The 24,636-nt window shown below is 64.5% G+C and carries 25 protein-coding genes, 1 tRNA gene, 1 pseudogene and 1 riboswitch; of the genes and pseudogenes, 11 read left to right on the top strand and 16 right to left on the bottom strand.

Translation table 11 applies throughout. The annotated features are described in order from the left end of the window. Positions 1-165: 165 nt before the first annotated feature. Positions 166-3,801 carry a peptidoglycan-binding protein gene (locus E8M79_RS05575; protein WP_137150966.1) on the bottom strand — a complete coding sequence of 1,212 codons (3,636 nt, stop codon included), beginning with the start codon at positions 3,799-3,801 and terminating at the stop codon, positions 166-168. A 206-nt stretch (positions 3,802-4,007) separates the two neighbouring features. Here E8M79_RS05575 and E8M79_RS05570 point away from each other — a divergent pair, with 206 nt between their 5' ends. Next, positions 4,008-4,679 (top strand): response regulator transcription factor, encoded by a 672-nt coding sequence (locus E8M79_RS05570; RefSeq protein WP_137150965.1) that lies wholly within the window; start codon positions 4,008-4,010, stop codon positions 4,677-4,679. On the opposite strand, the gene E8M79_RS05565 is transcribed toward E8M79_RS05570, so the two are convergent. Together E8M79_RS05565 and E8M79_RS05560 are read right to left on the bottom strand one after the other, a co-directional pair. Continuing rightward, positions 4,676-5,785, bottom strand: coding sequence for a quinone-dependent dihydroorotate dehydrogenase (locus tag E8M79_RS05565; RefSeq protein WP_137150964.1), 1,110 nt, complete (start codon positions 5,783-5,785; stop codon positions 4,676-4,678). The two genes, E8M79_RS05570 and E8M79_RS05565, sit on opposite strands and share 4 nt — an antisense overlap. After that, entirely contained in the window at positions 5,782-6,138 is a 357-nt protein-coding gene (locus tag E8M79_RS05560; RefSeq protein ID WP_137150963.1) for a DUF952 domain-containing protein, read from the bottom strand. Before E8M79_RS05560 ends, E8M79_RS05565 begins: the two co-directional genes overlap by 4 nt. Before the next feature lie 133 nt (positions 6,139-6,271). Between E8M79_RS05560 and E8M79_RS05555 the strand changes: the two genes are divergently transcribed. From E8M79_RS05555 to E8M79_RS05545, 3 genes are read left to right on the top strand one after another with little or no spacing between them, the layout of a single operon-like run. Next, positions 6,272-6,916, top strand: a complete 645-nt coding sequence (locus E8M79_RS05555; protein ID WP_137150962.1) for a helix-turn-helix transcriptional regulator — start codon at positions 6,272-6,274, stop codon at positions 6,914-6,916. Continuing rightward, complete coding sequence (gene aac(6') / locus E8M79_RS05550; RefSeq protein ID WP_137150961.1) at positions 6,913-7,362, top strand: aminoglycoside 6'-N-acetyltransferase; 450 nt, start codon at positions 6,913-6,915, stop codon at positions 7,360-7,362. The genes E8M79_RS05555 and aac(6') overlap by 4 nt, the downstream gene beginning before the upstream one ends. Next, positions 7,359-7,700 (top strand): DUF2087 domain-containing protein, encoded by a 342-nt coding sequence (locus E8M79_RS05545; protein ID WP_137150960.1) that lies wholly within the window; start codon positions 7,359-7,361, stop codon positions 7,698-7,700. The genes aac(6') and E8M79_RS05545 overlap by 4 nt, the downstream gene beginning before the upstream one ends. Positions 7,701-7,740: 40 nt before the next feature. Here E8M79_RS05545 and E8M79_RS05540 read toward each other — a convergent pair whose 3' ends face one another. Further along, positions 7,741-8,130, bottom strand: coding sequence for a chlorophyllide reductase (locus E8M79_RS05540; protein WP_137150959.1), 390 nt, complete (start codon positions 8,128-8,130; stop codon positions 7,741-7,743). Positions 8,131-8,236: 106 nt separating this feature from the next. On the opposite strand from E8M79_RS05540, the gene E8M79_RS05535 reads away from it, so the two are divergent. Together E8M79_RS05535 and E8M79_RS05530 are read left to right on the top strand one after the other, a co-directional pair. Continuing rightward, positions 8,237-8,824, top strand: coding sequence for a hypothetical protein (locus E8M79_RS05535; protein ID WP_137150958.1), 588 nt, complete (start codon positions 8,237-8,239; stop codon positions 8,822-8,824). 5 nt (positions 8,825-8,829) lie between these two features. Beyond that, positions 8,830-9,048, top strand: a complete 219-nt coding sequence (locus E8M79_RS05530) for a helix-turn-helix transcriptional regulator (protein WP_137150957.1) — start codon at positions 8,830-8,832, stop codon at positions 9,046-9,048. A 71-nt stretch (positions 9,049-9,119) separates the two neighbouring features. Here the strand turns inward: E8M79_RS05530 and E8M79_RS05525 are convergent, their stop codons facing one another. After that, positions 9,120-10,766, bottom strand: a complete 1,647-nt coding sequence (locus tag E8M79_RS05525) for a lysine--tRNA ligase (RefSeq protein WP_137150956.1) — start codon at positions 10,764-10,766, stop codon at positions 9,120-9,122. A 144-nt stretch (positions 10,767-10,910) separates the two neighbouring features. Here E8M79_RS05525 and E8M79_RS05520 point away from each other — a divergent pair, with 144 nt between their 5' ends. Then, the gene (locus E8M79_RS05520) at positions 10,911-11,324 is read left to right on the top strand and encodes a tellurite resistance TerB family protein (RefSeq protein ID WP_137150955.1); all 414 of its coding nucleotides are present in this window, start codon (positions 10,911-10,913) and stop codon (positions 11,322-11,324) included. Here the strand turns inward: E8M79_RS05520 and E8M79_RS05515 are convergent. Further along, complete coding sequence (locus E8M79_RS05515) at positions 11,321-11,929, bottom strand: TetR/AcrR family transcriptional regulator (RefSeq protein ID WP_137150954.1); 609 nt, start codon at positions 11,927-11,929, stop codon at positions 11,321-11,323. The two genes, E8M79_RS05520 and E8M79_RS05515, sit on opposite strands and share 4 nt — an antisense overlap. Before the next feature lie 83 nt (positions 11,930-12,012). Here E8M79_RS05515 and E8M79_RS05510 point away from each other — a divergent pair, with 83 nt between their 5' ends. Then, positions 12,013-12,633 carry a DUF2306 domain-containing protein gene (locus tag E8M79_RS05510; RefSeq protein WP_205747883.1) on the top strand — a complete coding sequence of 207 codons (621 nt, stop codon included), beginning with the start codon at positions 12,013-12,015 and terminating at the stop codon, positions 12,631-12,633. Here E8M79_RS05510 and E8M79_RS05505 read toward each other — a convergent pair. Together E8M79_RS05505 and metZ are read right to left on the bottom strand one after the other, a co-directional pair. Further along, on the bottom strand, positions 12,627-13,448 hold the full coding sequence (locus E8M79_RS05505; RefSeq protein ID WP_137150953.1) for a transporter substrate-binding domain-containing protein: 822 nt from the start codon (positions 13,446-13,448) through the stop codon (positions 12,627-12,629). The two genes, E8M79_RS05510 and E8M79_RS05505, sit on opposite strands and share 7 nt — an antisense overlap. Before the next feature lie 12 nt (positions 13,449-13,460). Continuing rightward, entirely contained in the window at positions 13,461-14,669 is a 1,209-nt protein-coding gene (gene metZ / locus E8M79_RS05500) for an O-succinylhomoserine sulfhydrylase (RefSeq protein ID WP_137150952.1), read from the bottom strand. Between the two features lie 40 nt (positions 14,670-14,709). Beyond that, positions 14,710-14,785: riboswitch (SAM riboswitch) on the bottom strand. 74 nt (positions 14,786-14,859) lie between these two features. Between metZ and E8M79_RS05495 the strand changes: the two genes are divergently transcribed. Together E8M79_RS05495 and E8M79_RS05490 are read left to right on the top strand one after the other, a co-directional pair. Further along, on the top strand, positions 14,860-15,972 hold the full coding sequence (locus E8M79_RS05495; RefSeq protein ID WP_137150951.1) for a 2'-deoxycytidine 5'-triphosphate deaminase: 1,113 nt from the start codon (positions 14,860-14,862) through the stop codon (positions 15,970-15,972). Positions 15,973-16,061: 89 nt separating this feature from the next. Then, positions 16,062-16,135 (top strand) — tRNA-Gly (locus E8M79_RS05490). Between the two features lie 196 nt (positions 16,136-16,331). Here E8M79_RS05490 and E8M79_RS05485 read toward each other — a convergent pair. From E8M79_RS05485 to E8M79_RS05460, 6 genes are all read right to left on the bottom strand, one after another. Beyond that, the gene (locus E8M79_RS05485) at positions 16,332-16,877 is read right to left on the bottom strand and encodes an inositol monophosphatase family protein (RefSeq protein WP_349236046.1); all 546 of its coding nucleotides are present in this window, start codon (positions 16,875-16,877) and stop codon (positions 16,332-16,334) included. Positions 16,878-17,020: 143 nt separating this feature from the next. Next, positions 17,021-17,767, bottom strand: a complete 747-nt coding sequence (locus E8M79_RS05480) for a glycerophosphodiester phosphodiesterase family protein (protein ID WP_137150950.1) — start codon at positions 17,765-17,767, stop codon at positions 17,021-17,023. Between the two features lie 70 nt (positions 17,768-17,837). Then, a complete protein-coding gene (locus E8M79_RS05475; protein WP_137150949.1) occupies positions 17,838-18,941 on the bottom strand; it encodes an extracellular solute-binding protein in 1,104 nt (367 codons plus the stop codon). A 24-nt stretch (positions 18,942-18,965) separates the two neighbouring features. Next, complete coding sequence (locus E8M79_RS05470) at positions 18,966-19,790, bottom strand: ABC transporter permease subunit (protein WP_137150948.1); 825 nt, start codon at positions 19,788-19,790, stop codon at positions 18,966-18,968. A 2-nt stretch (positions 19,791-19,792) separates the two neighbouring features. After that, positions 19,793-20,644: an ABC transporter permease gene (locus tag E8M79_RS05465; protein ID WP_137150947.1), complete on the bottom strand. Its 852-nt coding sequence runs from the start codon at positions 20,642-20,644 to the stop codon at positions 19,793-19,795. A 1-nt stretch (position 20,645) separates the two neighbouring features. Continuing rightward, on the bottom strand, positions 20,646-21,647 hold the full coding sequence (locus E8M79_RS05460; RefSeq protein WP_137150946.1) for an ABC transporter ATP-binding protein: 1,002 nt from the start codon (positions 21,645-21,647) through the stop codon (positions 20,646-20,648). A gap of 109 nt (positions 21,648-21,756) precedes the next feature. Here E8M79_RS05460 and E8M79_RS05455 point away from each other — a divergent pair, with 109 nt between their 5' ends. Beyond that, positions 21,757-22,890 carry an ROK family transcriptional regulator gene (locus tag E8M79_RS05455; protein ID WP_137150945.1) on the top strand — a complete coding sequence of 378 codons (1,134 nt, stop codon included), beginning with the start codon at positions 21,757-21,759 and terminating at the stop codon, positions 22,888-22,890. Between the two features lie 525 nt (positions 22,891-23,415). Here E8M79_RS05455 and E8M79_RS05450 read toward each other — a convergent pair. Both E8M79_RS05450 and E8M79_RS18550 read right to left on the bottom strand, forming a co-directional pair. Next, positions 23,416-24,432 (bottom strand): DUF1793 domain-containing protein, encoded by a 1,017-nt coding sequence (locus E8M79_RS05450; RefSeq protein ID WP_137150944.1) that lies wholly within the window; start codon positions 24,430-24,432, stop codon positions 23,416-23,418. A 4-nt stretch (positions 24,433-24,436) separates the two neighbouring features. Next, positions 24,437-24,571: pseudogene (locus E8M79_RS18550) on the bottom strand (ATP-binding cassette domain-containing protein); the annotation flags it as partial. Positions 24,572-24,636 lie beyond the last annotated feature (65 nt).

Here is a 24,636-nt window from a genome sequence, read left to right as displayed (position 1 = left end):
ACGACGGCCAGCCTACAGGAGTGACCGTCAACAAGAGGTCAAAGGCCCCCACCTTTTCAGGCAGGGACCAGAGTTTAGTCTGGGATTAGGCATGCGCCCTGTGGGTGTCAAACCAAGATTGTGTGTCAAACCGATCTGACGTTGGTCAGACTGATCTGACGGCGGTCAGACGGGCTGGCTGCCCAGCACAGCCAGCAGGCGCGGATTGATCTTGCCCGTCTCGCTCATGCCCGTGCCGCGCTCGAAGGCCTTGACGGCCTCGGTGGTCTTGGGGCCGGCTACGCCATCGGGCGTGCCGACATCAAAGCCGAGCTTGGACAGCGCCTGCTGCACCTTGGCGATGGTCTCGCGCTGGGTGATCGGCGCGCCGGGGGAGAAATCAGCAGACCAGGTGCCGATGGGGGCGAAATTGGCAGCCAGATCGATCGGCTCAGCCTTCCAGGCGGCGACTTCGGCGCCCATCTTGCTGACGGCATCGGCACTAAGCGACTTAGCAATGTCGTCGCGCGCCTTGCCAGCATCAACGTCGCCACCGCGAGCGGCCAGGGCAAACCATTTGTAGGACTGCTCGAAATCCTGATCGACGCCCAGGCCGCGGGCATAGAGCATGCCCAGGTTGAACTGGCTGTCGGTCATGCCGCGGGCCGCGGCGCGATTGAACCATTCGGCAGCCGTCTCAAAGGCCTGTTCGCCCAACTGGCCACCGGCATAGAGCGCGGCCAGATTGTGCATGGCCATGCGATTGCCGGCGTCGGCCGCGCGCTGGTACCAGAGCTTGGCGACTTCGATGTCCCTTTCGACGCCGGTGCCGGTCTCATAGAGATTGCCGAGGCGGTATTGCGCCGGCACGAAGCCCTGCGCTGCAGACCGCTCGTACCACACGGCGGCCTGGGCATAATCCTGCGCGATGGCCTGGCCTTCGGCATAGATGGCGGCCACTTCGAACTGGGCGCGCGAGTCGCCATCGGCGGCGGCCTGACGCAGCGGCTCGGGGCCAATGGCCTCGGGGGGCAGATCGAAGGTCGTGGGCGTTGCCGCCACGGTGTCGGGAATGCTGCCGGTGGTTTCCGGCGCAATCACAGGCGCGCTGCCATTGGACCGGGTCATGGCCAGGTTGGGCGCCGTATCGGCCAGCAGCGAGGGCGGCATGGCCGTGGTTTCAATATTGGCGCGCGAGAAGCTCGATGCATTCGGGTTGATCGAGGCGGTGGCGGTATCGTCGATCATGTCGATGACGCGCGGCTGCGGCCGCACGAGCGAGACATCATCGGTGGCCGTGGGCTCGCCGGAAGACAGCGGCGGCGCTGTGTTTTCAGTCGGCACCGGGGCCGGCGCTGCGGGTGCGTCGGTCGACATGCGCTGCATGACGAGGTTGAGCGCGAGCATGGACACCGCAACCAGCGCGGCGGCCAGCAGCAGCGGGCGGCGATAGCGGGTGAGGAAGCTGGGTTCGTTGCCCGACAGTTCCAGCGGACCGCTGCCGATGCTCGGCGCCGCTACGGCCGGCGCGGGCTTGGCCGCCCTGGCGGGCTTGGCCGGCTTTTCGGCGCGCGGTGCCTTGGCGGGCTTTGCCGGCTTCGCCGGGGCTTCGGGCATGGCGTCGGGATCGCTGGGGGCGGCGCTCTTGTCCGGCATGAAGCGCGACAGGGCGCGACTGATGGCCGAACCGCCGGTCACGGCCTCGCTGACGGTCTCGGTGCGGGCGCGCTGGGCGCGACGGGCCGCCGCGACAAAGGTGCTGGTGCTGTTCTGGGCCACAGGTGCCTCGGGCGCGGCAACAGGTGCTGGTTGCGGCGCCGCAAAGCTGGCAGCGGGTTCGGCAAAGCTCGACTGCGGGCGTGGCGGCCGCTGCACGGCAGCCGGGTCGAAGCTGGGCCGGGCCGGCGCGGCCTCGGGCTCGCTTGCAACGGGTGCCATGATGCCGGTCTTGGCAGCCAGGGCCGAGCGGACCGGACCGTCTTCCTTGAAGCCGGGATCGATCAGCGGCGCATCATCGGCCGGGTTCTTGGGCATGGCGTCGCTGTGCGCGTCGTCCTTGGGCCGCGACAGGGCGGCCAGCATGGCATCCAGACGGTCGGAGCGATTGCCCGACGGCGTCGCGGCCGAGGCCGGCTTGGACGGCGCAGCTGCGGCAGGCGCCACAGCTTCCACCGGTGCCTTGGGGGCGACAGGTTCAGGCCGGGCCGCCAATGCGGTGGGCAGCGTATCACTGCGGCTGGTGAGGGCGGCCTCAAGGCGCGCGAGCCGCTCGGCGGTGTCGCGGCCCGCCGTGTTGAGCAGGGCCGTCACGCGTTCTTCAAACGCATCCATGTCCTGGCCGGACCGCTCGGCTGGGGCGGCGGGCAGCGCCGACTTGGCCACGGCCCGCGACGTGCGCTCGGCGACAAGGTCTGCCAGCGTCTCATAGTCGGGCGTCTTGCCGGCCGTCTTGATCAGGCCGGTCAGGCGATCTTCAATGCTCTTGAGGCTATCGGGGCCGAACATGGCCACCGGCGCCGGGGCCTTGCGGGTCAGCGCGTCGCTGGTGCGTTCGGCGACCAGGGTCGCCATGGCTTCGAGGTCGGCGCTGTCACCGGACTTGGAATAGAGCTTGGCCAGGCCGTTGAGCTGGGCGCTGGTCTCGTCCATGCGAGCCATCAGCTGCTTGAGCTGGCTCTCGACCTGGACACTGTCGCCGGCCGGGACCATGCGCTCGGACAGGGCGTCAATCTGGGTCTCGATGCGGTTGAAGCGCGGCTCCATGCCGGACATGACGGCGTCGCGCAGGTCTTCGATGTCCTGCTTGAGGCCGGCGACATGGCCATTGGCCGCCTCAAAGCCGCCGATGCGATCGGCCAGCGCTTCGACCTTGTAGATCAGGCCTTCGGGCGCCGTCTGCCCATTCTTCATGGCCTGGGTGAAGGCGGCCATCTCGCTGGTCAGGCGTTCGAAATCGCTGGAGGACAGCGCCACATTCCGCTCGATGGAATCGATACGGTCATAGACGTTGCGCACGCTGTGCTCGATGGCCTCCATGGCCGGCAGCAGAGGGGCGGCGGCGTCGTTCCGCGGCTGGGCGGCAATGCGCTCCTCGCGGATGATCTCGCGCTCCATCTGCTGGGCTTGCAGTTCGGCCAGCTTGCTGACGGTGGTAGAGACATCGTCCAGTCGCCGGTTGATGGTGGTGAGGTCGACCTTGGGCCCCTGCTCGATCAGGGCGGCAAGGGCGCCGATCTGGGCTTCCAGGCGCTTGACCTGGCCAGTCTCGCCCACCGCGCCGGCCAAAAGCTCCACCACATGGGTCAACTGTTCGACCTGGCTGGCCACTTCCTGCACGCTGCTGCTGCCGGTGCGCTGGTGCTTGAGCTCGCCTTCGAGCCGTTCGAGGCGCCCGGAGAGCCCCCCCACCAGCGCGTTGAGCTCGCGGAACTCGGGCATGTCGGTGGCGCGGCGCCCGAGCGCTGCTGCCGAGCTCGACATCTGACGACCGCGGATTTCGGCAATGGCGCTGGTCAGCGCGTCGGGTTCATCGTCATGGCGGGCCAGTTCGTCGCGGTCGCTGAAGCGATCGACGGCGCGCTTGACGGTCCTCAGGGCCTCGCGGCGGCGGATGGACGGCTCGGGACCAACGACCTGATCGCGCAGGTTGCGGACCCGTGCACTCAGCCCGGAAAGCGCCGGATCGGGCTCTTCCACGCGCGCATATCGTCCCTCGACCTGATCGAGCAGCGCAACAAGTTCGCCACGCAGGGCCTGCCAATCGCCCGGCAAGGGATCGCTGACATGCTCGGACGGATCCTGAACTGAATAGGCGCGGGCCATGGAGTCTACCTGTCATCAAGAGACGGTCCCCCCGCGAGTCAACACGAAGGTCTAAAGGTTACTCTTGGGAAAACATGGTAAACATCCCGTTAAGCATTGCCCCATTATGCAAGGGGAGAGGTCCTGGAATTCCGCTTTTCCAGGTGCTTATGGCGGTATGGTGACATCAGTTGATCCGCCGCCCGACTGGAAGGCCTGACGCAAACATGACCCGTCGTCGCATCATTATCGTGGATGATCACCCGTTGTTCCGCGCCGCGCTGCGGCAGACCCTGTCCGGGGGAGACGCAACCATCAGTGTCGAGGAAGCCGGGGACCTGACGGGCCTCAGCAGTGCGCTGGATGCTGATCGCGACTGTGATCTGGTGCTGCTCGATCTCAACATGCCCGGCGTGCGCGGCTTTTCGGGCCTGTTGCTGCTACGCGCGCAATATCCCGACATTCCGGTGATGATCATTTCGGCCGTCGAAGACAGCACGGTGGTGCGGCGCGCCTTCGAGCTGGGCGCCGCCGGCTATCTGCACAAATCTGTCGGCCCCACCGAGATCCGCCGCGCCATCGAAACGGTGCTCAATGGCGATGTCTTTGTGCCCGAGGGGACGACGCTGAGCGGGGAAGACGCCCATAGCGCGCTGATGCGGCGGCTGTCGACGCTAACGCCGCAGCAGGTGCGCGTGCTCATGATGCTCAGCGACGGGCTGATGAACAAGCAGATCGCCTATGAGCTCTCGATCTCGGAGGCCACCGTCAAGGCGCATGTCTCGGCGATCCTGCAGAAGCTGGACGTCGATAGCCGCACCCAGGCGGTGATCGCCGCCGCGCGCATCGAGGACGGGCAGTTCGAGGCGCTGTTCTCGACCGGGGCCGAAAAGGCCTAGGCGGAGGCCCGGCCTTCGGCCCAATCGGTGGTCTTGCTGCCGACAAGCGCCACGATATTGGTCTGGCCCTGGGCGCGCACGCCGGCCACCAGGCCGCGCTTGATGGTGTCGAGCAGGTCGAAGCCGCCAAACACCATGGCCGAATAGAGCTGGATGGCATTGGCGCCGGCCTCAAACTTGGCCAGGGCCGAGGCCGCCGAATGAATGCCACCAACGCCGATGATGGGCAGGTCGCCGACGCGCTGGCGCATCTGGGCCAGTTTGCGGGTCGACAGGTCAAACAGCGGCTTGCCGGAGAGGCCGCCGGTTTCCTCGGCATTCTCAAGACCCGCCACGGTGTCGCGACTGACGGTGGTGTTGGAGACGATCAGGCCATCGAGATCGGTGGCCAGCACGACGCGGGCGATGGCATCGAGCGCCGCTTCATCGAGATCGGGCGCAATCTTGAGGAACACCGGCACGCGGGTGCGCGCCTTGGCGCGGGCGGCGAGCACTTCACCCAACAGGCGCTTGAGCGCCTCGTCGGCCTGCAGATTGCGCAGGCCGGGCGTATTGGGCGAGGAAATATTGGCGGTGAGATAATCAGCGATGTCGGCAAAGGTGTTCACCCCGGCGACATAGTCGGCGACGAAATCCTCGCTGTCCTTGTTGGCGCCGATGTTGACGCCAAGCGCCGCGGGCACGCGCAGGCCCTTGAGCCGTTCGAAGGCAGCGGCATGGCCCTCATTGTTGAAGCCCATGCGGTTGACGACGCCTTGGGCCTCGGTAATCCGGAACAGGCGCGGCTTGGCATTGCCCATCTGCGGACGCGGGGTCACCGTGCCGATTTCAACCATGCCAAAGCCGAGGCGCGCCAGCTGGCGCGGCACTTCGGCATTCTTGTCGAAGCCTGCGGCCATGCCGACCGGATTGGACAATTCGAGACCGCACAGCGTGGTCCTGAGTTCGGCCGCGTCCGGTTGCTGCGCCTCGGGCGACAGGCCCATGCGCAGCGCGGCAATTGTCGCCGCATGCGCCGTCTCGGTATCCATCTTGAGCAGGCTCTGCTGGGCGAGACCGGAAACGGCGGGCAGGCGGAGCAAGTGCGAAAGAGCAGACAGGATCATCGAACGGCCTCGGGCAAAGCACAGGACCCATCGCTGGCGACGCTGATGGCGCTTTCCCAGGCAATGGCAGCGGTGGGCAAGGGACCACCGTAGAAATGCGGGAACAGCGCGCCACCGCGCGAGGCTTCCCACACCAGGCCAGCGCCCAGATCGGCGCTGCGCACCGCCAGCAGCACCAGGTCGGACTGGCCGGCAAAATGCAGGCGCAGCGTCTCGGCCAATTGCTCGGCGCTGGAGAAATGGATGTAGCCATCGTTGGCATCGATCGGCATGCCGGCAAAGGCCGCTGTGTCACGGGCAGGCGCCCAGGCAGCCAGGGTGGCGATCTTGTAGACGAATTCAGGGGTGCTCATGGTGGCGAACCTAATGGCGGGCTGGCCCGGCGGCAAGCGCCTCCCCCCACTCTTTACACCGCCTCCGCCCCCTGCTAGAACCTAGGACTTAATTCCACACCTAAGACACAGTTCCTGCAAACGGGCCTCACGCATGCTGTCACACCGCGCCATATGGGATGGGATCGACGCGCTGGCGCGGCGCCATGGTCATTCCGTATCGGCGCTGGCCAAGCTGGCGGGGCTTGATGCCACCGCCTTCAATGTATCCAAGCGCGTCAGCAAGGACGGGCGGGAGCGCTGGCCGTCCACCGAGAGCATTTCCAAGATCCTGGACGCCACCGGGGAGAGTTTTGACACCTTCCTCTCCGGCACGGGCGCCTTTCTGCAGTTCGGCGGCGCGGCGGCCAATACGCCCACCGTCCCCCTGCTCGGCCTGGCCCAGGCGGGCAGTGGCGGCTTTTTCGACAGCGCCGGCTTTCCCGCCGGCCAGGGCTGGGATGAGGTCGCCCTGCCCTCGCCGGGCGACAATGGCATCTATGCCCTCGAAGTCACCGGCGATTCCATGGAACCGCTCTATCGGGAGGGCGACCGCATCGTCGTTTCGCCCACCGAGCAGGTGCGGCGCGGCGATCGTGTCGTGGTCAAGACCCGCGATGGCGAGGTGATGGCCAAGATCCTGGCGCGCCAGTCGGCCCGGCAGATCGAGCTGCATTCGCTCAACCCGGCCTATGAGCCGCGCATCCTTGATCTCGGCCAGGTCGAGTGGATCGCCCGCATCATCTGGGCCAGCCAATGATCGTCACGCTGGCGACTCAGGCCGACATCGCCGACTGGCTCGCCCTGCGCGAGGCGCTCTGGCCCAAGCATGGGACAGACGCGCATCTGTCCGACATCGCCGGCTTGCTCGCATCGGCGGACGAGACGGCCAATTTCATCGCGCGCTCCGACACCGGCGCGGCCATTGGCCTGGCGGAAGCCGCCCTGCGGCATGACTTTGTCAATGGCTGCAAGACGTCGCCAGCGGCGTTTCTGGAAGGCATCTATGTTGACCCGGCGCATCGCCGCCACGGCGTGGCGCGCCAGCTGGTCGCCGCCGTCGAAGGCTGGGCCGTGGCGCGGGGCATCAGCGAGTTCGCGTCTGATGCTGCGCTCGATAATCTGGACAGCCACAGCATGCACACCGCGCTCGGTTTCCAAGAGACCCAGCGCGTGGTGTACTTCCGCAAGCTGTTGCAGCCATGACCGACGCCATCGACCCCAAAAAGATCGACCGGGTGGCGCGGTGCTTTGACGCCAGTGGGCGCTTGCTGCGCTGGCCGAGCAAGCGGGCTGACCAATTGCTGGCGCTCTGGGTGGTGTGGTCCTATCTGCCGGAAGACCGGCAGATGAGCGAGCCGGAAGTCAGCGCCATGCTGCGCGACTGGCACGAGTATGACGACTATGCGCTGCTGCGCCGCGAGCTGGTCGACCTCGACCTGCTGCGGCGGACACCCAATGGGCGGGTGTACCGTCGCATCAGCCATGACATGCCGCCCGAAGCGCGTGCCCTGTTGGCGCGGGTGTCGCCCAGCGGCAGCTAGAGCCACCGCCAGGCAACGCCTTTGCGCGAATGGACCCGCCTCAGTGGCACCCTGCCCGCTTGAACAGATCAGCGACGACAATGGGCGTGGCCGGTGTTTCGGCCCAACCCGCCTGATCGGGCACAGCGGCGGTCAGCGCGCTGGCCACAACGGTTTCATCGAGGTTGAAGCTCTTGCTGCAGGACATGGGCGTGGCGCCACGCTGCTGGGCTTCCGACAGCAGGATCCCCGCCGTCTCGCCGACGCCGGCGAGATAGGCGATCACGGTCATGCGGGCGGCAGGATCGGACTTGGCGAGATCCACCATTTCGAGCACCTGGGCCACCGAGATCTGGCCCTTGCTGGTGGTGGGGGTGGCATGGCCCGCAGTGGCCCCAAGCAGCACGAGGGACAGAGCCAGCGCGGGGCCGGCGAAAACAGAACGACGCATATCAACTCCTTATTGCAAAACAATGCGTCCATATTCTTTTGCAGCATTTTCTTATTGTCAAACGATAATTTCTGGACTAGAGAAGGCCTATCAAGGAGACCCAGTGATGATCGACATCAAAGCCACGCCCCTGCATGCCAGCACCTATCCTGGCTTCAGCGTTCCTATTGCCGCGCGCACGGCGCTGCTGTTCAACACCGCCGGCACAGGCGCAGCTGCCCTTGCGGCGCTGTTGCCGCTGGGTGTCGCGCTCTATTGGGGCCTCGCCGATCAGGACGATATCCTGCGCCAGGTGACCCTGGCGCCCGAACTGCTGGGGGAGTTTGGCCCGATGCAGCGCCTGATCGCCGCTGTGGTAACCCTATTGGCCGTGCTGCCGCTGTCCTGGGGGCTGATCCGGCTTGGGGTCTGCTTTCGTGCGTTCGCCAAGGGCCATCCCTTCGCCCCCCGGGGCATCGCGGGTCTGCGCGACTTCGCCCTTGGTATGGGCGTGGCGGCCCTGGCCAAGCCGGTCGGCTATACGCTGATGGTGCTGTTGCTGACCTGGAACGCCGGGCCGGGCAAGCGCCAGCTGGCTATTGCCCTTAACAGCGACATGCTGCTGATGGCGCTGTTTGCCGCCACCATTGCTGCCTTGGCCTGGGCCATGGAAAAGGCCGCCATCGTCGCTGAAGAAAACAGTCAGTTCGTGTGACCGGCATGGCCATCAGGATCAATCTGGCCGTCGTGCTGGCGCAAACCGGCGTCAAGTCCAAGGACCTGGCCGAATATATCGGCATCACCGAAGCCAATCTGAGCCTGCTCAAGGGTGGCAAGGTCAAGGGCATCCGCTTCGACACCCTCGACGCCATCTGCCGCTATCTGGCGTGCCAGCCGGGCGACATTCTCGAGCATATCGCCGACACAGCGGCGGAGTAATTACCGGCCGCGACAGCGGCGGGTAGACTGGCGTGGTGCATGTTTCCGTAGTCCATGCGCCACGCCCGTTTTTACTGGGCCAGCATCTTGCCTGCGAGGGCGTCGGCGATCAACCGGCGGCTGTTGTCGATGCCGTAGAGCGCCGCGAAAGAGCCGAAGCGGGGGCCGCGCTCCTGCCCGATCAGCACCTGATAGAGCATCTGGAAGAACTCGCCGGACACGCCCGGACCGCCATTGGGGCCGGTGCGGGAGTGATCCTGATAGCGCTCGATGCCGCGCGCCACGTCGAGCGCCGCATTCTGGATGGCTTCGCTGTCCGCATCGGCCGGCAGTGTACCGAAGGCAGCCGACAGGGCCTCGAGGGCAACGCGCTCGACATCGTCGGGGGCGCGATAGGACTTCTGCACAAAGTCGCGGAAATAGCGCATGGCGTAGCCGACGAGCGCATCGAGATGTGGATGGGTCTGCGGCGTCACGCCCGGCGCATAGGCCGAGATATAGCCCCACATGACTTCGGGCGTTTCCGGGTTCGAGGCCGTGGCCAGGTTCAGCAGCAGCGCAAAGGTAACCGGCATATGCGTGGTCGGGACGGCACCGTAGTGCACATGGAACACCGGGTTCTCCAGGCGCGTGGCGATATCCTGCTTCTGGTAGCCATCGATGAAGCTGTAATACTCGTCCACGGCGCGCGGGATGACGTCGAAATGCAGCCGCTTGGCCGTGCGCGGCTTCTGGAACATGTAGAGCCCCAGGCTTTCGTTGCTGGCATAGGTCAGCCACTCGTCAATGGTCAGGCCATTGCCCTTGGACTTGGAGATCTTCTGACCTTCCGAATCCAGGAACAGCTCATAGACATAGTGCTCGGGGGCCTTGCCACCGAGGATTTCGCAGATCTTGTCATAGATCGGCGCATTGGTCTGATGGTCCTTGCCGAACATCTCGAAATCGACGCCCAGCGCGGCCCAGCGCATGCCGAAGTCGGGCTTCCACTGCATCTTCACATGGCCGCCGGTCACCGGCACGGTGGTGTCGCGGCCGTCTTCGTCGGTGAAGGTCACCATGCCGTTCTTGGCGTCGACGTCCTTCATAGGGACATAGAGCACCCGGCCCGAGATCGGCGAGATGGGCAGGAAGGGGCTATAGGTGGCCTGGCGCTCGGCGCCCAGGGTGGGCAGCATCACCTTCATGATGTCATCATAGCGCTCGGCAGCGCGCATCAGCACGGCGTCAAACTTGCCAGACTTGTAGTAGTCGGTGGCGCTGGCGAATTCGTAGTCGAAGCCGAAGGTGTCCAGGAACCGGCGCAGCATGGCGTTGTTGTGCTCGCCAAAGCTAGGATATTCATTGGTCCACGGGTCGGGCACTGCGGTCAGCGGCTTTTGCAGATGCGGCTCCATCGCCTCCTTGGAGGGGACGGTGTCGGGAATCTTGCGCATGCCATCCATGTCGTCGGAAAAGCACAGCAGGCGCGTCGGCACCTGGTCGCGGGTCAGCAGGCGGAAGGCCGTGCGCACCATGGTGGTGCGGGCCACTTCGCCGAAGGTGCCGATATGGGGCAGGCCTGAGGGGCCATAGCCGGTCTCGAACAGGGCTTCGCCCTTGCCGGACTTTTCCAGCCGCTTGACCAGTTTGCGCGCTTCCTCGAACGGCCAGGCGCGGGCAGTCTGGGCGGCGTCAAAGAACGCGGGATCGAGAGCGGGCAAAACAGCGGGCGACAAAGGGCGAGCCTTTCAAGATGAGGAAACGCCGCGTTGTGTTGCATCCCCAACCCGGCGCGTCAACGTTTTCGCGCCGTCCTGTGCTTGCCAAGCGGGGCGCGGACGCCTAGCTATCGCAATCAGAAGTCAAATGCGGAAGTTTTCATGCCCAATCGCGCGCACGACGCCCTGATCCACCTGATGATTGTCGCGGCGTCTTCGGACAGCCAGATGACCCATGAAGAGCTGGCACGCATCCAGGCGCTGATCGGTCGCCTGCCGGTCTTTGAGGGCTTTGACACGACCCGCCTGGCTCAGGTGGCCAATGCCTGCGCCGATACGCTCAATGGCCCCGGCGGGCTCGACCAGGTGATCGACGACGCCATCGAGGCCCTGCCCTTCAAACTACAGGACACGGCCTATGCGCTGGCTGTGGAAGTGACGGCGGTCGATCTGCATCTTGAGCAGGAAGAGCTGCGCTTCCTCGAAATGCTGCGCGACAAGCTCGAGCTGGATCGCCTCACCACCGCCGCCATCGAAGTGGCCGCACGCGCCCGCCACCGCCGCCTGCCCAGCTAGGCCTTCAGCTCCAGCTTGTCGAGCAGCGACAGCAGCGCTGGCAGGTTCCTGCTGAACTCTTCCCGCGCATATTTGTTGGCGAGCGCCAGGCAGGCATAGCCATGGATAAGCGACCACACCTGGAACTGGGTGGTCTGCGCGGCCTGCCCGTCCTGCACAAAGGGCGCGCAGGCCTGCGCCAGCACACCATAGGCCGCGTCACTGGCCTGCATCAGCTCAGCATCATCCAGGGTCACGGGTTCCGCACACATCTGCCTGAACATCAGATCGAACAGGGCTGGATGCTCAAAGGCAAAGCGGTAGTAGCCGGTGCAGATAGCGTAGAGCCGCGCGCGCGGAGTGTCGGGCGCTGCTGCTGCATCTTCCAGCATGGTCTGGGCGAAGATGCGAAAACCGCGCGTGGCGATGGCGGTCAACAGGCCCGGCAGCCCGGCAAAATGATGCGCCGGCGCAGCATGTGAAACGCCGGCCAGCGCCGCACATTTCCGCAGGGTCAAGCCAGACGTGCCCTCGCTGGCCAGCAAGGTCAGCCCGGCGTCAATGAGCGCCTCCCGCAGATTGGGGTGACTATGGGCCGGTTTCGGGCTGGCGGGGCGTGCGGGCATGCCGTACCTCAATACGTCAGCTTGACAGTGTCAAGCCAAGCTGCTTTACAGTGTCAAGCTGCAATCAGATCGGGTGAACTCTCGTGTTGGTATCGAGCTTGGGCGCTGTGCGCAATGTGGTGTTCTGGGTGCTGTGCATGGGCGTCGCCCTGGTGTCGTGGCGTTTTCTCATCGCCGGCGTGGAGCTGACCATGCCCACGGTGGCCTATCACGCCACTTTGCGCCCATTGGCCTTTTTCACCCATGTGGGCCTCGCCCCGGTGGCGCTTGCCCTGGTGCCGTTTCAGCTCTGGCGCGGCCTGCGCGACAGGCATCGCGCCATCCATCGCCTGCTGGGGCGGGTCTATGGCGTGGCGGTGCTGCTGAGCGGCTTGGGCGGGCTCTGGCTTGCTCTGACCACCACTGCTGGCCCGGTTGCCGCAGCCGGCTTTGCCCTTCTGGCCGTGCTCTGGGTGGCCACCACCGCCGCCGGCATCCGCTCGGCCATGGCCGGCAATCTTGCCGGACATCGCGTGTGGATGATCCGCTCGATTGCCCTGACGCTGGCCGCGGTGACGCTGCGGCTCTACCTGCCAGTGTCGATGGTCGCCGGTCTGGAGTTCGCCGGGGCCTATTCGGCCATCGCCTGGCTGTGCTGGGTGCCCAATCTGCTCATCGCAGAATTTCTGATCGGCCGGCGATCACGGCTGGCTGCGGTTCAGTAGAAGCCCACCGGGAACCAGCGCAGATAGAGCTCGTCGAGCACGCCATTGTCTTTGAGGCGCACCAGCGCCCAGTCGATGACATGGCGCATGGCCTCGCTGCCGGCGGGCACGGCGATCGACAGGCCCTCGCCGAACTGGCGCGGCCGGAAATAGGCGTCGCCGGCAAAGCTGCAGCAATCAAGATGCTCATTGAGCCAGAACGAGGCGCGCATGGCATCGCCGAAGAAGGCATCGGCCTGATTGGTCTCGACAGCGGCCAGGGCATCGAGTTCGGTGTCAAAATTCGCCAGCTTCACATCCGGCAGATAGCGCGCCATGAAAGCGGCATGGGCGGTGCCGCGCCGCACGGCCACCGTCTTGCCGGCGAGCTTGTCGGCACTGAAATTTGTGGCATCAGCCAGCCGCGTCACAAAGCGCCCCGGCAAGGCGATATAGACCGCCGAAAAATCAAACAGCGCACCATTGGCCGGTGACATGTCGAGCCCAGCGATCAGCGCATCGCCCTGATTGTCTGACAGTGCGTCGGCAACCATTTCCCAGGGCCAGGCCTGGATGGTGCAGGCCGCCTTGGCCTCTTCGCAGATGGCCTTGGCCAGATCGATGTTGAAGCCGATCAGCGCGCCGGTCGCATCGCGGAAGTTGAACGGCGGAAAGTCTGCGGTGGTCAGAAAGCGAATGGCGGGCACGGCAGATGCCGATGGCACGATATCGCGGGCGGAAGGGTCGGCGTGATAGGGCAGCGCCTGGCCCAGGGCCGGCGCCGCGGCGAGGCCTGCGACCAGCGCCAATCCCGATAGCCAAACCGTCAGCCGCAAGCGCGTCTCCTCCTAGATCTGGTCCAGACCATAGAGCAGATCCGCTACCAGATCGTCACTGGCCTCGAGCCCCACCGACAGGCGCAGCAGGCCCGAGGTCACCCCGACCTCGAGGCGCGCCGCCTCGGTCAGGCGCGCATGGGTGGTGGTGGCCGGATGGGTGATGAGCGATTTGGCGTCGCCCAGATTGTTGGAGATCAGGATCACGGCCAGGGAATCCGACAGGGCGAACGCTGCCTCCTGCCCGCCCTTGATTTCCATGGCCACCAGGGTCGAGCCGGCGGTCATCTGACGCTTGGCCAGGTCATATTGCGGATGGCTGGGGTGATGCGGATAGATCACCCGCTCCACCTTGGGGTGGCCGGCCAAGGCTTCGGCCACCGCGGTGGCGCTGGCCGTCATCTGCCGCACGCGCAGCGGCAGGGTTTCCAGCCCCTTGAGCAGCACCCAGGCATTGAAAGGGCTCAGTGACGCACCGGTCTGGCGCAGGAAGGTATGCAGATCACCCTCGATGAGCTTTTTGGAGCCCAGTACGATGCCGCCCAGCACGCGGCCCTGGCCGTCAATATGCTTGGTGGCCGAATAGGTGACCAGGTCCGCGCCCAGCGCGAGGGGCTTCTGGTAGAGCGCGGTGGCAAAGACATTGTCGACGATCAGCACGGCGCCATGGGCATGGGCGATATCGGCCACGGCCCGGATATCGACCAGTTCCAGCGTCGGATTGGTCGGCGTCTCGATGAAGACAACCTTGGTATTGGGCTGCATGGCGGCGGCAAAATTGGCGGGGTCGCGCCCGTCGACCAGTGTCGAGCTGACGCCATAGCGGGGCATGAAGTCCTCGACCACGAAGCGACAGCCGCCAAACAGCGCCCGGCTGGCCACAATGTGATCGCCGGCGCGCACCTGGCTCATCACCGCATTGGTGACAGCGGCCATGCCGGTGGCAAAACCGCGCGCCGCCTCGGCGCCTTCGAGCAGGGCCATGCGGTTCTGGAAAATGTCGACAGTGGGATTGGCAAAGCGCGAGTAGTTATGCGCGCCCGGGATCTCGCCCTTGAACAGCCGCTCGGCATGATCGGAGCTGGGATAGCTATAGCCGGAGTTGAGAAACAGCGCTTCGCTGGTTTCGTTGAAAGCGGTGCGGGTCGCGCCGTCATGGACCAACTGCGTATCGGGCGCCCGGCGGGCAGGATCGTTCAAAGGGTTGTTGGCCTTGGACATGATCGCACTTTCATAACAAAAAACCGGCGCGCAACAGGCGGCCGGTTCCCAAACGGTCTTTAGCAATTTGTTTAAAGTGGCTGCAAGCGACCGGCCAAATCACCACTGGCTGTGATCTAAGGCCAATTGCCGGTTGGCGTCAATTGCAGGGATTGATAGGAACACACAAGGCATCGGGAAACGCGTGAGCATGGACAAGCAAGAGAGCTGGCCGCAGGGCGTCTTCACCGCCCGGCTGATCGAGCTGCTGCACAAGCGGGGCGCCATCGCGGCTGCCCGCCCCTTTGATGCCGATCAGGTGCAACCGGCCAGTCTCGACCTGCGCCTGGGCGACGTGGCCTACCGCGTGCGGTCGAGCTTCCTGCCCGGCCCCAGCCATTCGGTGGCCGAGCGCATCGAGGCCCTCAAGCTACATGAGATCGATCTGACGCGCGGCGCGGTGCTTGAACGCGGCTGCGTCTATCTCGTCCCCCTGCAGGAAGCGCTCAACCTGCCCGACGAGGTCAGCGCCTCGGCCAATCCCAAGAGCTCGACCGGGCGGCTGGACGTGTTCACCCGCGTCATCGGCGACCGCGCCCGTGGTTTTGACCAGATGCCGGCCGGCTATAGCGGTCCGCTTTACCTCGAAGTCAGCCCGCGTACCTTCCCCGTTCTGGTGCGCACCGGCTCGCGGCTGAGCCAGATGCGCTTCCGGCGCGGCGACAACCGGCTGACCGTGGCCGAACACATCGCGCTGCATGCCAGCGATACGCTGGTCTATGACAATGCGGTGCCGGTGGGCGAGGGCGTCGCCCTCTCGATCGATCTCAAGGGCGCCGGCCGCAAGGGCCTCGTCGGCTTCCGCTCCAAGCGCCACACGGCCGTAGTGGATGTCGACAAGAAGAACGCGCTCGATGTGCATGAGTTCTGGGAGCCGCTGTTCAACCGCGGGCGCGAGGAGTTGATCCTCGACCCCGACGAATTCTACATTCTGGTGAGCGATGAGGCGGTGCATGTGCCGCCAACTCATGCGGCTGAAATGCTGCCGTTTGATCCGCTGGTGGGCGAGTTCCGCGTGCATTACGCGGGCTTTTTTGACCCCGGCTTTGGCCATTCCTCGGCCGGCGGCACGGGCAGCCGCGCGGTGCTCGAAGTGCGCAGCCGCGAAGTGCCGTTCCTGCTCGGCCACGGCCAGACCATTGGCCGGCTGATCTATGAACGGCTCGCCGAAGCGCCCGACCGGCTCTATGGCTCGGCCCTGGGCTCAAACTACCAGGCGCAGACGCTCAAGCTCTCCAAGCATTTCCGGCCCTATGTCGAATAGGCCGGCCTAGCCCGCTTTGCCGACCCTGTGCTGATCGGCGCGCGAGAGCCTTGACGCCCTGCCCGATTTCCAGCATCTATCGGCGCGTTGCGGGTGTATCTCAATGGTAGAGAAGCAGCTTCCCAAGCTGATGACGAGGGTTCGATTCCCTTCACCCGCTCCATTTTCAACGTCACCCAAACGACTGAAAACGCTGGTTTTTTTGCGCCAGCGGCTAGCATCCGGCTCTATTTTCGTCGAATCTGTGCTACAAAATGCGCCACAAACCGTGATACGCATGACGACGGTTCGCGAGAACCGATGGGCGAATTCGACCACCTGGATCGGGACCTGAAGCGTCGTGGCCATAGCTGGGTTTACTACCGGCGCATTCCAACTTCCCTAGTCTCGCTTGACCTGCGGGCACCATTTGTTCGCGACGCCCTTGGAACGCGTGACCTTGCTGTTGCTCGTCGTGCCCGCGATCTTCTTGCAGCAGCCGATGGCGAACTCTGGGTATCACTGACAATTGACGAGAACGTTGATCGATCAAGGAGCCGGTATGCGACTGTCTCAAATCCAGGGGCGCGTATAGTTGCAAGTTGGTGGCGCTCGTCGTGCTCTGCCAGTCCCGCGTTCCAGCCCACCGCGATTGTCGGTATGGATGGCCTTCCCGCAGGCGGCAGCGCTGGCAGGCTCGTCCCGTCGACCAGGCGCAGGCCCAGGGCCGGCAGCGCGATTGCACCCAGCAGCGGCTCGCGTCCATCCATCAATCCGATGGAAACGCCCCAGATCGGCAGGCCGTTGAGAAAATTGGAGGTGCCGTCGATGGGGTCGATCACCCAGGTCAGACCAGCAATTTCTCCACCCAGCTCCTCGCCCAGGACGGCATCGCCGGGAAACCATTGGTCAATGCTGGCGCGGATCAGCCGCTAGACGGAGTGGTCCGCCTCAGTGGCGAATTGCCGTCCCGGCTTTTCGTCCACCGTCAGGCTGGCCCGGCGCGCAAACCAATGCAACGCCGGGGAGGCAGCCTCGTCGAGGATCGTGCCAATGCGGACGGCCCGCGTCACGTGTTGGCCGTCATGACGTCGATGCGGTCAGTCATAATCCCGTGTATGCCGCGCGCCAGCAGCCTGGCGGCCAGGTCGGCGTCATTGACGGTGGCTACAGCGACCTGCGCGCCGGTTGCCAGTAGGCGATCTACCCCCTGGTCGAGGGCGAACTGATAGTTGAGGTGAAAGGCGGAGACACCCAGCATGTCGATATAGTCGCGCGGGTTGGCGACCACCACGTCGGCTGCAAGCGCCAGCGACGCCCAGGGAGTAACCCGCCGGAAGGACAGCAGACAGGAGGCTGAAAAGCTCGACACGACGAGCTTGTCATTGTCGCGCGGCCACATAGCCTCGACGATGGCGGCGACGGCGCGGCCGTGCTCGATATCGCTGCCCCAGATCGGCTTGATCTCCAGCACCAGCCCCAGGTCGCGATCGAGCACGCAGGCAATGGTCTCTTCGAGGGTCGGTATCTGCTGGCGTGCCTGGCCGGGCAGAACACGTGCGGCATCAAGGTCGCGCAGCGCGGCAAGATCGAGTGCGCAGACATGACCGTGGCCGTCGGTAGTACGGTCGACGGTGGGGTCGTGCATCATCACCGCCCTGCCGTCGCTGCTGAGCTGGGTATCGACCTCGATCCATCCGAAGCCGGCATCAGCAGCGAGATGGTAGGCGGCAAGGGTGTTTTCGGGGGCGTGGGCGGAAGCGCCGCGATGGGCAATGAAGGCCCCGGGGGCTTTGGTGGGCAGGATAAGCGCCATTATTTTTCAGACCTATGGAGGGAGGCGCCTGGAGGCAAACTTGCCTCCAGGCCTGTGATGGGCGACGTGATCAGTCCTGCACGACGTTCTCGATGAAGGCAGGCACCACGTCGTTGCTGTTGATGGGCATGGTCCAGAGGCGCGTATTGGCGCGCTCAGCGGCCGAGACCAGGGCCTTGCTGCTGTCGGCATTGCTATTGGCCGGGGCGGTGCCAAAGCGCTGGTTGAAGGCAGTCTGGGTATCGGCCGAAGTCAGCCAGGAGACGAAGAGCAGCGCGGCGGCCTTGTTGGGCGCATTGGCCGGAATGGCAACGATATTGCCGCCACCGTTCATACCCCAATCGGGGACGTAGAGCTTGATCTGGCTGCCCACTTCATTCTTGGTTTGGAGCGAGAACAGCATGTCCTCCCAAGCCGGGACCATGAGGAACTCGCCGCTGTTGAGGCGCGTCAGGCTGTCGGCATTGGAACCGGTGATGACGAACTTGTCTTCCCGCGCATTGAACCAGTCCCAGACCGGGGCCAAGTCAGGGACGGCGTCGATCACGGCGTCGGGGGCAATGCCCAAGATATTGCGGGCAATATTGTGGATGAAGGACGGACCCGAGCCACCCTTTTCATAGTTGAAGCCGAGCTGGCCAGGATTGGCATCGATCCAGGCGGCCAGTTCATCAAGGGTCTGGGGCAGGGTCGCGACATCGACACGGTTGCTGTCATAGGCCATGCCGGTCTGGTTGCCCCAATAGGCGACCGCGTAGCCCTGGCCGTCGCCGCCATTGATCTTGTCGGTGAGCGCACCTGCCTCTGGCAATACGGGCAGGATCGGACCGTAGAAGACCTTGGTCACGTCGATCGTATTGGCGGCGTCACCGCCAAGCGCGATGACGTCAATATCGCCCACCTCGCGGCCAGCCTCGGCCAGCAGCTTGTTCTTGACATCGTCGCCACTGGTGACGTCGGGCACATTGACCTTGATGCCATAGAGGTCTTCGAAGACCCTGACCTGTTCGCGGAACTCGGGCTGGAAATACCAGACATACCAGTTGAGTTCGCCCTCCTGCTTGGCTTGGGCGATGACGTCGTCCCAGCTGGCGGTGAGCAGGTCGTCGGCGGCCATGACGGGGCCGATCGAAAGCAGCGCGGTGGTCGCCGCGAGCATGATTTTGCGTAGCATGACGTCTCTCCTTGAGATGGGGTGTCAGCCTTTTCCAGATACCGAGGCCGGATTGGCCGATTGCAGCAATCGTTCCAGCCCGAGCATCAGCAGGACATTGGGAACGACCAGGATCAGGGCCACAACTGCCGCATTGGGGCGGATGAAGTTGTAGCCAAGATAGGAATAGAGAATGGTCGGGATGGTGGTGAAATCGGGCGAGCCGACCACGAAGGCCAAAGCAAATTCCTCGAGCGAGAGAATGAACACCACGAGGAAGGCGGCAAAAATGCCCGGTCGCAGCACCGGCAGGTAGGCAACGCGAAACACCTGCCAGGGCGATGCACCCAGATCGCGCGCGGCATTGACCACGTCGGTGCGCACCTGGCCGAACGAGACGCTGAGGATGCGCACCGCATAGGGCAGGTAAAGGATGACATGGCCGAACAGGATGGCCGGGTAGCGCGCGAAAAAGCCCATCTGCAGCAGGATGGAGGCAAAGAAAATCGCCACCACGAAGCCGGGCATGACCAGCGGCACGAGGATCAGGATCTGCGCCAACCCCTTGCCGGGAAAATCGAGCCGCCCGAAGGCAAAGGCAGTCGGCGCCGCCAGCAGGGCGGTGAGGAGGGCGGCGATCGGCGCCAGGGAATAGGAATTGAGGATGGCGGTGGGCAGCGACGTGGTCTGCCACATGATCCACCAGCGCTCAAAGGACAGCTTGGGTGGCAGCAGATCGGGATAGGTCCAGGCCGTCGATGGATCGACCATCGACCACAGGATGGCCATGGCAAAGGGCACGATCAGCCAGACCAGCATGACGGCGACCAGCACGGCGACGAGCAGGCGCTGCAGGATTTTGGCGGACATGGCTATCCCCTCGCCAGGCGGGTGGCGCCACGCACCAGAATGGCCAGCGCGGCAGAGCCAAACAGGGAGAGCGCCATCAGCGTGACCGCAACCACGGCCGCGCCGTTCCAGTCGCCCTGGGTGCTTTGCACGCTAGTCATCAGGGTCGCCAGGGAGTCGACGCTGGGCGGACCGGCCACGGCCTGGAAGCTGAAATCGCCCGCCGCGCCGATAAAGATCAGTACGAGGGCCGCCTGCATGGCGCCCGCGGTCAGCGGCAGCACGACCTTGCGGAACCGGTCGAGCGGGCCGGCCCCCAGATCGCGCGCCGCCAGCAGTACGGCATCGGGCAAGGCCTGCACTGCGGCGGACAGCAGCAGAAAGGCGAAGGGCAGTTGTTTCCAGACCTGGAGGAGAATGACGCCATAGCCATTCTTGTCGTTCTGCAGGCGCACCGGTGCATCCCACAAGCCGAGCGACAGCATCAGCTGGTTGACGATGCCATGGTAGGAAATGACGTTGACGAAGAGGAAGGCAGCGACCAGTCCGGGCACCAGCAGCGGCGCCTTGATCAGCGCCGACAGCGTCAGCGAACCGCGGAACGGCTTGCGCAGCAGCAGAGCCACCGGATAGGCGAGGGCGACCGCCAGCAGCGACGCGGTGACGGCGATATAGGCGGAATATTGCAGGGCCCGCCAATAGCGCCGCTCGCCCAGCATGGCCTGCCAGTGCGCCAGCGAAAAGACGCTGTCGCCGCCCAGATTATAGAGCCCGAAGGATTGTGATACGGCCACATAGAGGACGAGGCTCACGAAGGCGAGCACCAGACCCAGTCCGGGCGCCAACAGCAGCAGGACGAAGAGGGTGCGCCGCATGTCAGGACGCCGTATCAGCGACGGTGGTGATGGCGCTGGGCGGCACGTGAAAGCTGAGCGCTTCACCCGGGGCAAAGTGCGCCGCACCCGGCAGTTGCAGACGGACCGTCTGGCCCGCCGCGTCGACAAATACATCGGTATAGGCGCCCTGAAAGGCCGACGACGACACGATGCCGGCCAGGCTGTTGACGCCGGCGGGTCCAAGCCGGGCCATTTCCGGGCGCCAGCATATGGTCACGGCCCCGGTGGCCACCCCTGCTCCCGTCAGCGGGCCAAATGGCGTGGCCAACGCGCCAGCTTCAGCAATACCGGCATGCAGGTTGGCGGCACCGATGAAGTCGGCGACAAAGCGGGTGCGCGGCTTGAAATAGATGTCGCGGGGTGCGCCTTCCTGCTCGATGACGCCGTTATTGAGCAGCAGGATGCGGTCGGACAGCGCTAGGGCCTCGGCCTGGTCATGGGTAACATAGAGCGCGGTGAAGCCGACCCGACGCTGCAGGGCACGGATCTCGGTGCGCACCTGGTCGCGCAGCTTGGCGTCAAGATTGGACAGCGGCTCGTCAAACAGCACCAGGCCCGGGCCGACTGCCAGGGCACGCGCTAGAGCCACGCGCTGCTGTTGGCCGCCTGAAAGCGCATTGGGCAGCTTGCCGGCATGAGCGTCGAGCGCCATCTGGGCCAGCAGATCATTGACCCGTTTGGCGACCTCGGTCGCGGTCAGCCCCTTCTGCCGCGGTCCGAAGGCGATGTTGTCGCGCACACTGAGATGGGGAAACAGCGCATAGGACTGAAAGCACATGGCCGAGTCGCGCCGTTCCGGGGGAATTGGCAGCAGGTCGGCGCCGTCCAGCGTCAGTGCGCCCCGCGTCGGTTTGAGAAACCCGGCCACGATATTGAGCAGCGTGGTCTTGCCGCAGCCGGACGGACCGAGCAGGGTGATGAACTCGCCGCGTTCGGCGGTAAAGCTCACGCCTTTGAGGGCTTCGAAAGTGTCGAAGCGCATTCCAATATCGGTCGCCGCAAGGTATGCCACAAAGGTGCCTTTGGTTTCCATCGTGAACTTAATAAGTTTTCAATAGAAACTTATCGTAACGCTTTTATGACGAGTGCTTATGGTGACGCCCCTGGACCGATCGATCGGCAATTTGCGATCCCTCAATCTGAGCGAGATGGAGCGCGCTATTTTCGTCGCCATCCGCAATCGGGCTGGCCTGTCGCGGATCGAAATTGCCCGTAGCCTGGGCCTTTCCAAGGGTGCCGTCAGCAAGGCGCTGGCCAAGCTGGGCGATGCCGGCCTGGTGCATGAGGCGCGCGAAACCCCTGCCAATGGCCGCAGCGGACAGCCGGCAATCCGCATCGGGCTGCAGGCCGACAGCGTGCGGTTTGTCGGTTTGAACCTGTCGACACGCGGCGCCTATGCGGCGGTCTCCAATCTTAGCCTGGACGCCGTCTGGACCTCGCCGCATGAACCCCTGGCCGAGAGTGGCGAGGCCATCGTGGTGCAGTCGCTGGCATTGGTTGAGGCAGCGCAGCGCCATGCCGGCCCGGCCAGCGATATCGGCATGTTCGTACCAGCCATCTTCTCGGCCAGCGAAGATATCCTTGAGGTCACCCCGCGCCAGGCCATGGTGCCCTATGAACAGGTCCGTCTTGCCTTGCGCGCGCGCTTTCCCGATTCAGAAGTTGTCGCTTCGTCGCGCGCCGACGTGATGCAGTCGGCCTTGCTCCCAAGCCTTTTCGGCCAGGTGCTGTTTCATTTGGCCTGTGCCGACGGCGTCGGCGGGCAGATCTTTGATCGCAGCCGGATCGTGCGCGGCGGCTTCAACCAGGCGGGCAATATTGGCGGCATGGTGCCAGAACCCGGTCCCCGTCCCAGCGTCACCGATCTGGCCATTACGCTGGGCTGCTCCCCGGCCGAACTCGATCTCCAACGACTTGAAAGCCTCTTTGCCGACCGCAACCCCGTGCTGCTCGACTGGATCGACAGCCGGGCCGAGGTGGTATCCTGGCCGCTGAGCGCCGTGGTGCAGTTGGTCAATCCACAAAAGATCATCTTGGGCGGCAATCTGCCCCAGTCGATCCTTGGGGCACTGCGCGACAAGATCGATCTCGACAAATATGACGTTCCCGGTCGCATGCCGCTGACCAAGCCCGACATGCTGATCTCCGACGTTATCGGCGAAGCCCGCCGCGCCGTTGCCGCCTCGACGCTGCCGCTGGCCAGTTTTCTGCGCTACCTGGCTTGAACTGCGGCTGATGGTACGGTGGTGGCGCGTTCAGCAGGGTCCTTGATGTTCGCGGACGCTCCAAGCATTGGCAAGGGCTGCGAGCCCTGGGGCAAAGACGCCGGCTTGCAGGAAGCTTGGTGGCAAGCGCTATACCAGCAAGCTGATTGCGCTTTATGAAAGACGACGCGGTAACGAGATGCGCCGTGCAGGCCCGGTTTCGATGCCGACATCGTCGCGTCCGCTAGTCGTGCGTGTTCGCAGCAAAGCCGTCATTCCGCTGCCGGCCCCCTTTCAGCCATTCAGCAGGGCCCGTACAACGGCAAGAATGGGGCCGTTAGCAGAGTGGCAGGTTTCGGCAACGCATACGCGATAGCGGACGCCTGGATTGCCGGTGCCGACGGCTGAAATGGGGCCGATTGCGGCCGGTTCGTTTTCGGGGCCGCATGTCGGAAAGCAGCCATTCGGTCGGCGCCTGCAACTACCTGCTCTCTCCAACGAGAGTACAATCGGCGAGATGAGACGTGGCCACGATATATGTGAGCGCTACCCTACTTCGCGTCGCCTAGTGTCGATCATGAGCTTGATGAAGACGCCACCAACCACCGAGCGTGCCCAGAACCCATGGCCATTGGGTTGTTTGCCGGTGTCTGTTTGGAACCAATCGGACAATGGAACGCGTTGCGGTGCAGCATCCAGCCAATCCGCCAAGGGGGCGAGGATGGCATTGAAGTCGTCCTGCTTGCCGGTGAGACAGGCCGACCAGACCAGCCAGTCCAGCTTGGTATAGGCTTTACGGCTGTCCAGCGGCAGACCATAGGCGTTGAGCTTGCCGCGATAGAGCGCCATCTCCGTGTCGGCGATGCGCCCGTCAAATAGGTCGAGCCCGAGGATGCGGTCCCAAACCAGGTTATATTTCTGGCTCCACGTGCCAGGCTGGTCAAAGGCCAGGCGATACCCGGCCCCGTCATCGGCCAATTCCCGCCACTGGGTGGCCCACGCCTTGGCCGTTGCCAGATAGTGGCGGGCCTCGTCCATCTTGCCCAGCTTTTCGCAGAGCTGCCCAAAGGCGCCGATGCCCAGGATAGCCTTGATCGCAAGGTTGGCATTGTGCGGCATATGGCCAGCGAAGTCGTCGGTGCAGAGCTGGTTTTCGGGGTCGAGCCCACTGTCCAGCAGGTATTGCGCCCAGGTGGCAATTTCGCTCCAGAATTCCTCCGCTAGGGCAGTGCTGCCGGTCCGCTGTGCCAGCGCCCCAGCCAGGATCAACATATTCCCACTTTCCTCCAGCAGCGTGGTGGAGTCACCGAAGGCACTGGCCACGACAAAGTCGGGCTGTGACGAGACAAACAGATAGCCCCATTCGATCTGCACCTCGTCGCCTGACCGCTTCAAGGGCCGCTGTTCGGCAGCGCCCACGAACAGGGCCTCGACCGGGCCGGCGCGATGCCGACCCCAACTCAATTCGGTCTCGGCCTCGCCGACAGACCAGTTGGCCGACCAGTCGTAATAGACGCTGACGGCATGGTCGCGCCCGTCGGTCGAGCGAACGTCGATGTCCACATAGCTGGTCGGGCGGCAGGTCGTTGATGCGCTGGTCGTTGAGGATCAGGTCGCAACCGTCGATGGCCTCGAGCCCGGCGATCATGCGCAGCAAGGTGGACTTGCTGCAGCCGGACGGGCCGACGAAGACGCAGAACTCCCGAACCAGCCTTGTTCATTCGCCCATTCCATAGACTTCTTTCCAAAAGCGACTGGAAAGTACGT

It is taken from the genome of Devosia sp. FKR38 (genome assembly GCF_005222805.1).
In the GTDB taxonomy this organism is placed as follows: Bacteria; Pseudomonadota; Alphaproteobacteria; order Rhizobiales; family Devosiaceae; genus Devosia.
The sequence above is the reverse complement of the archived record's forward strand: the minus strand, read 5'-3'. Positions and strand labels throughout refer to the sequence as shown.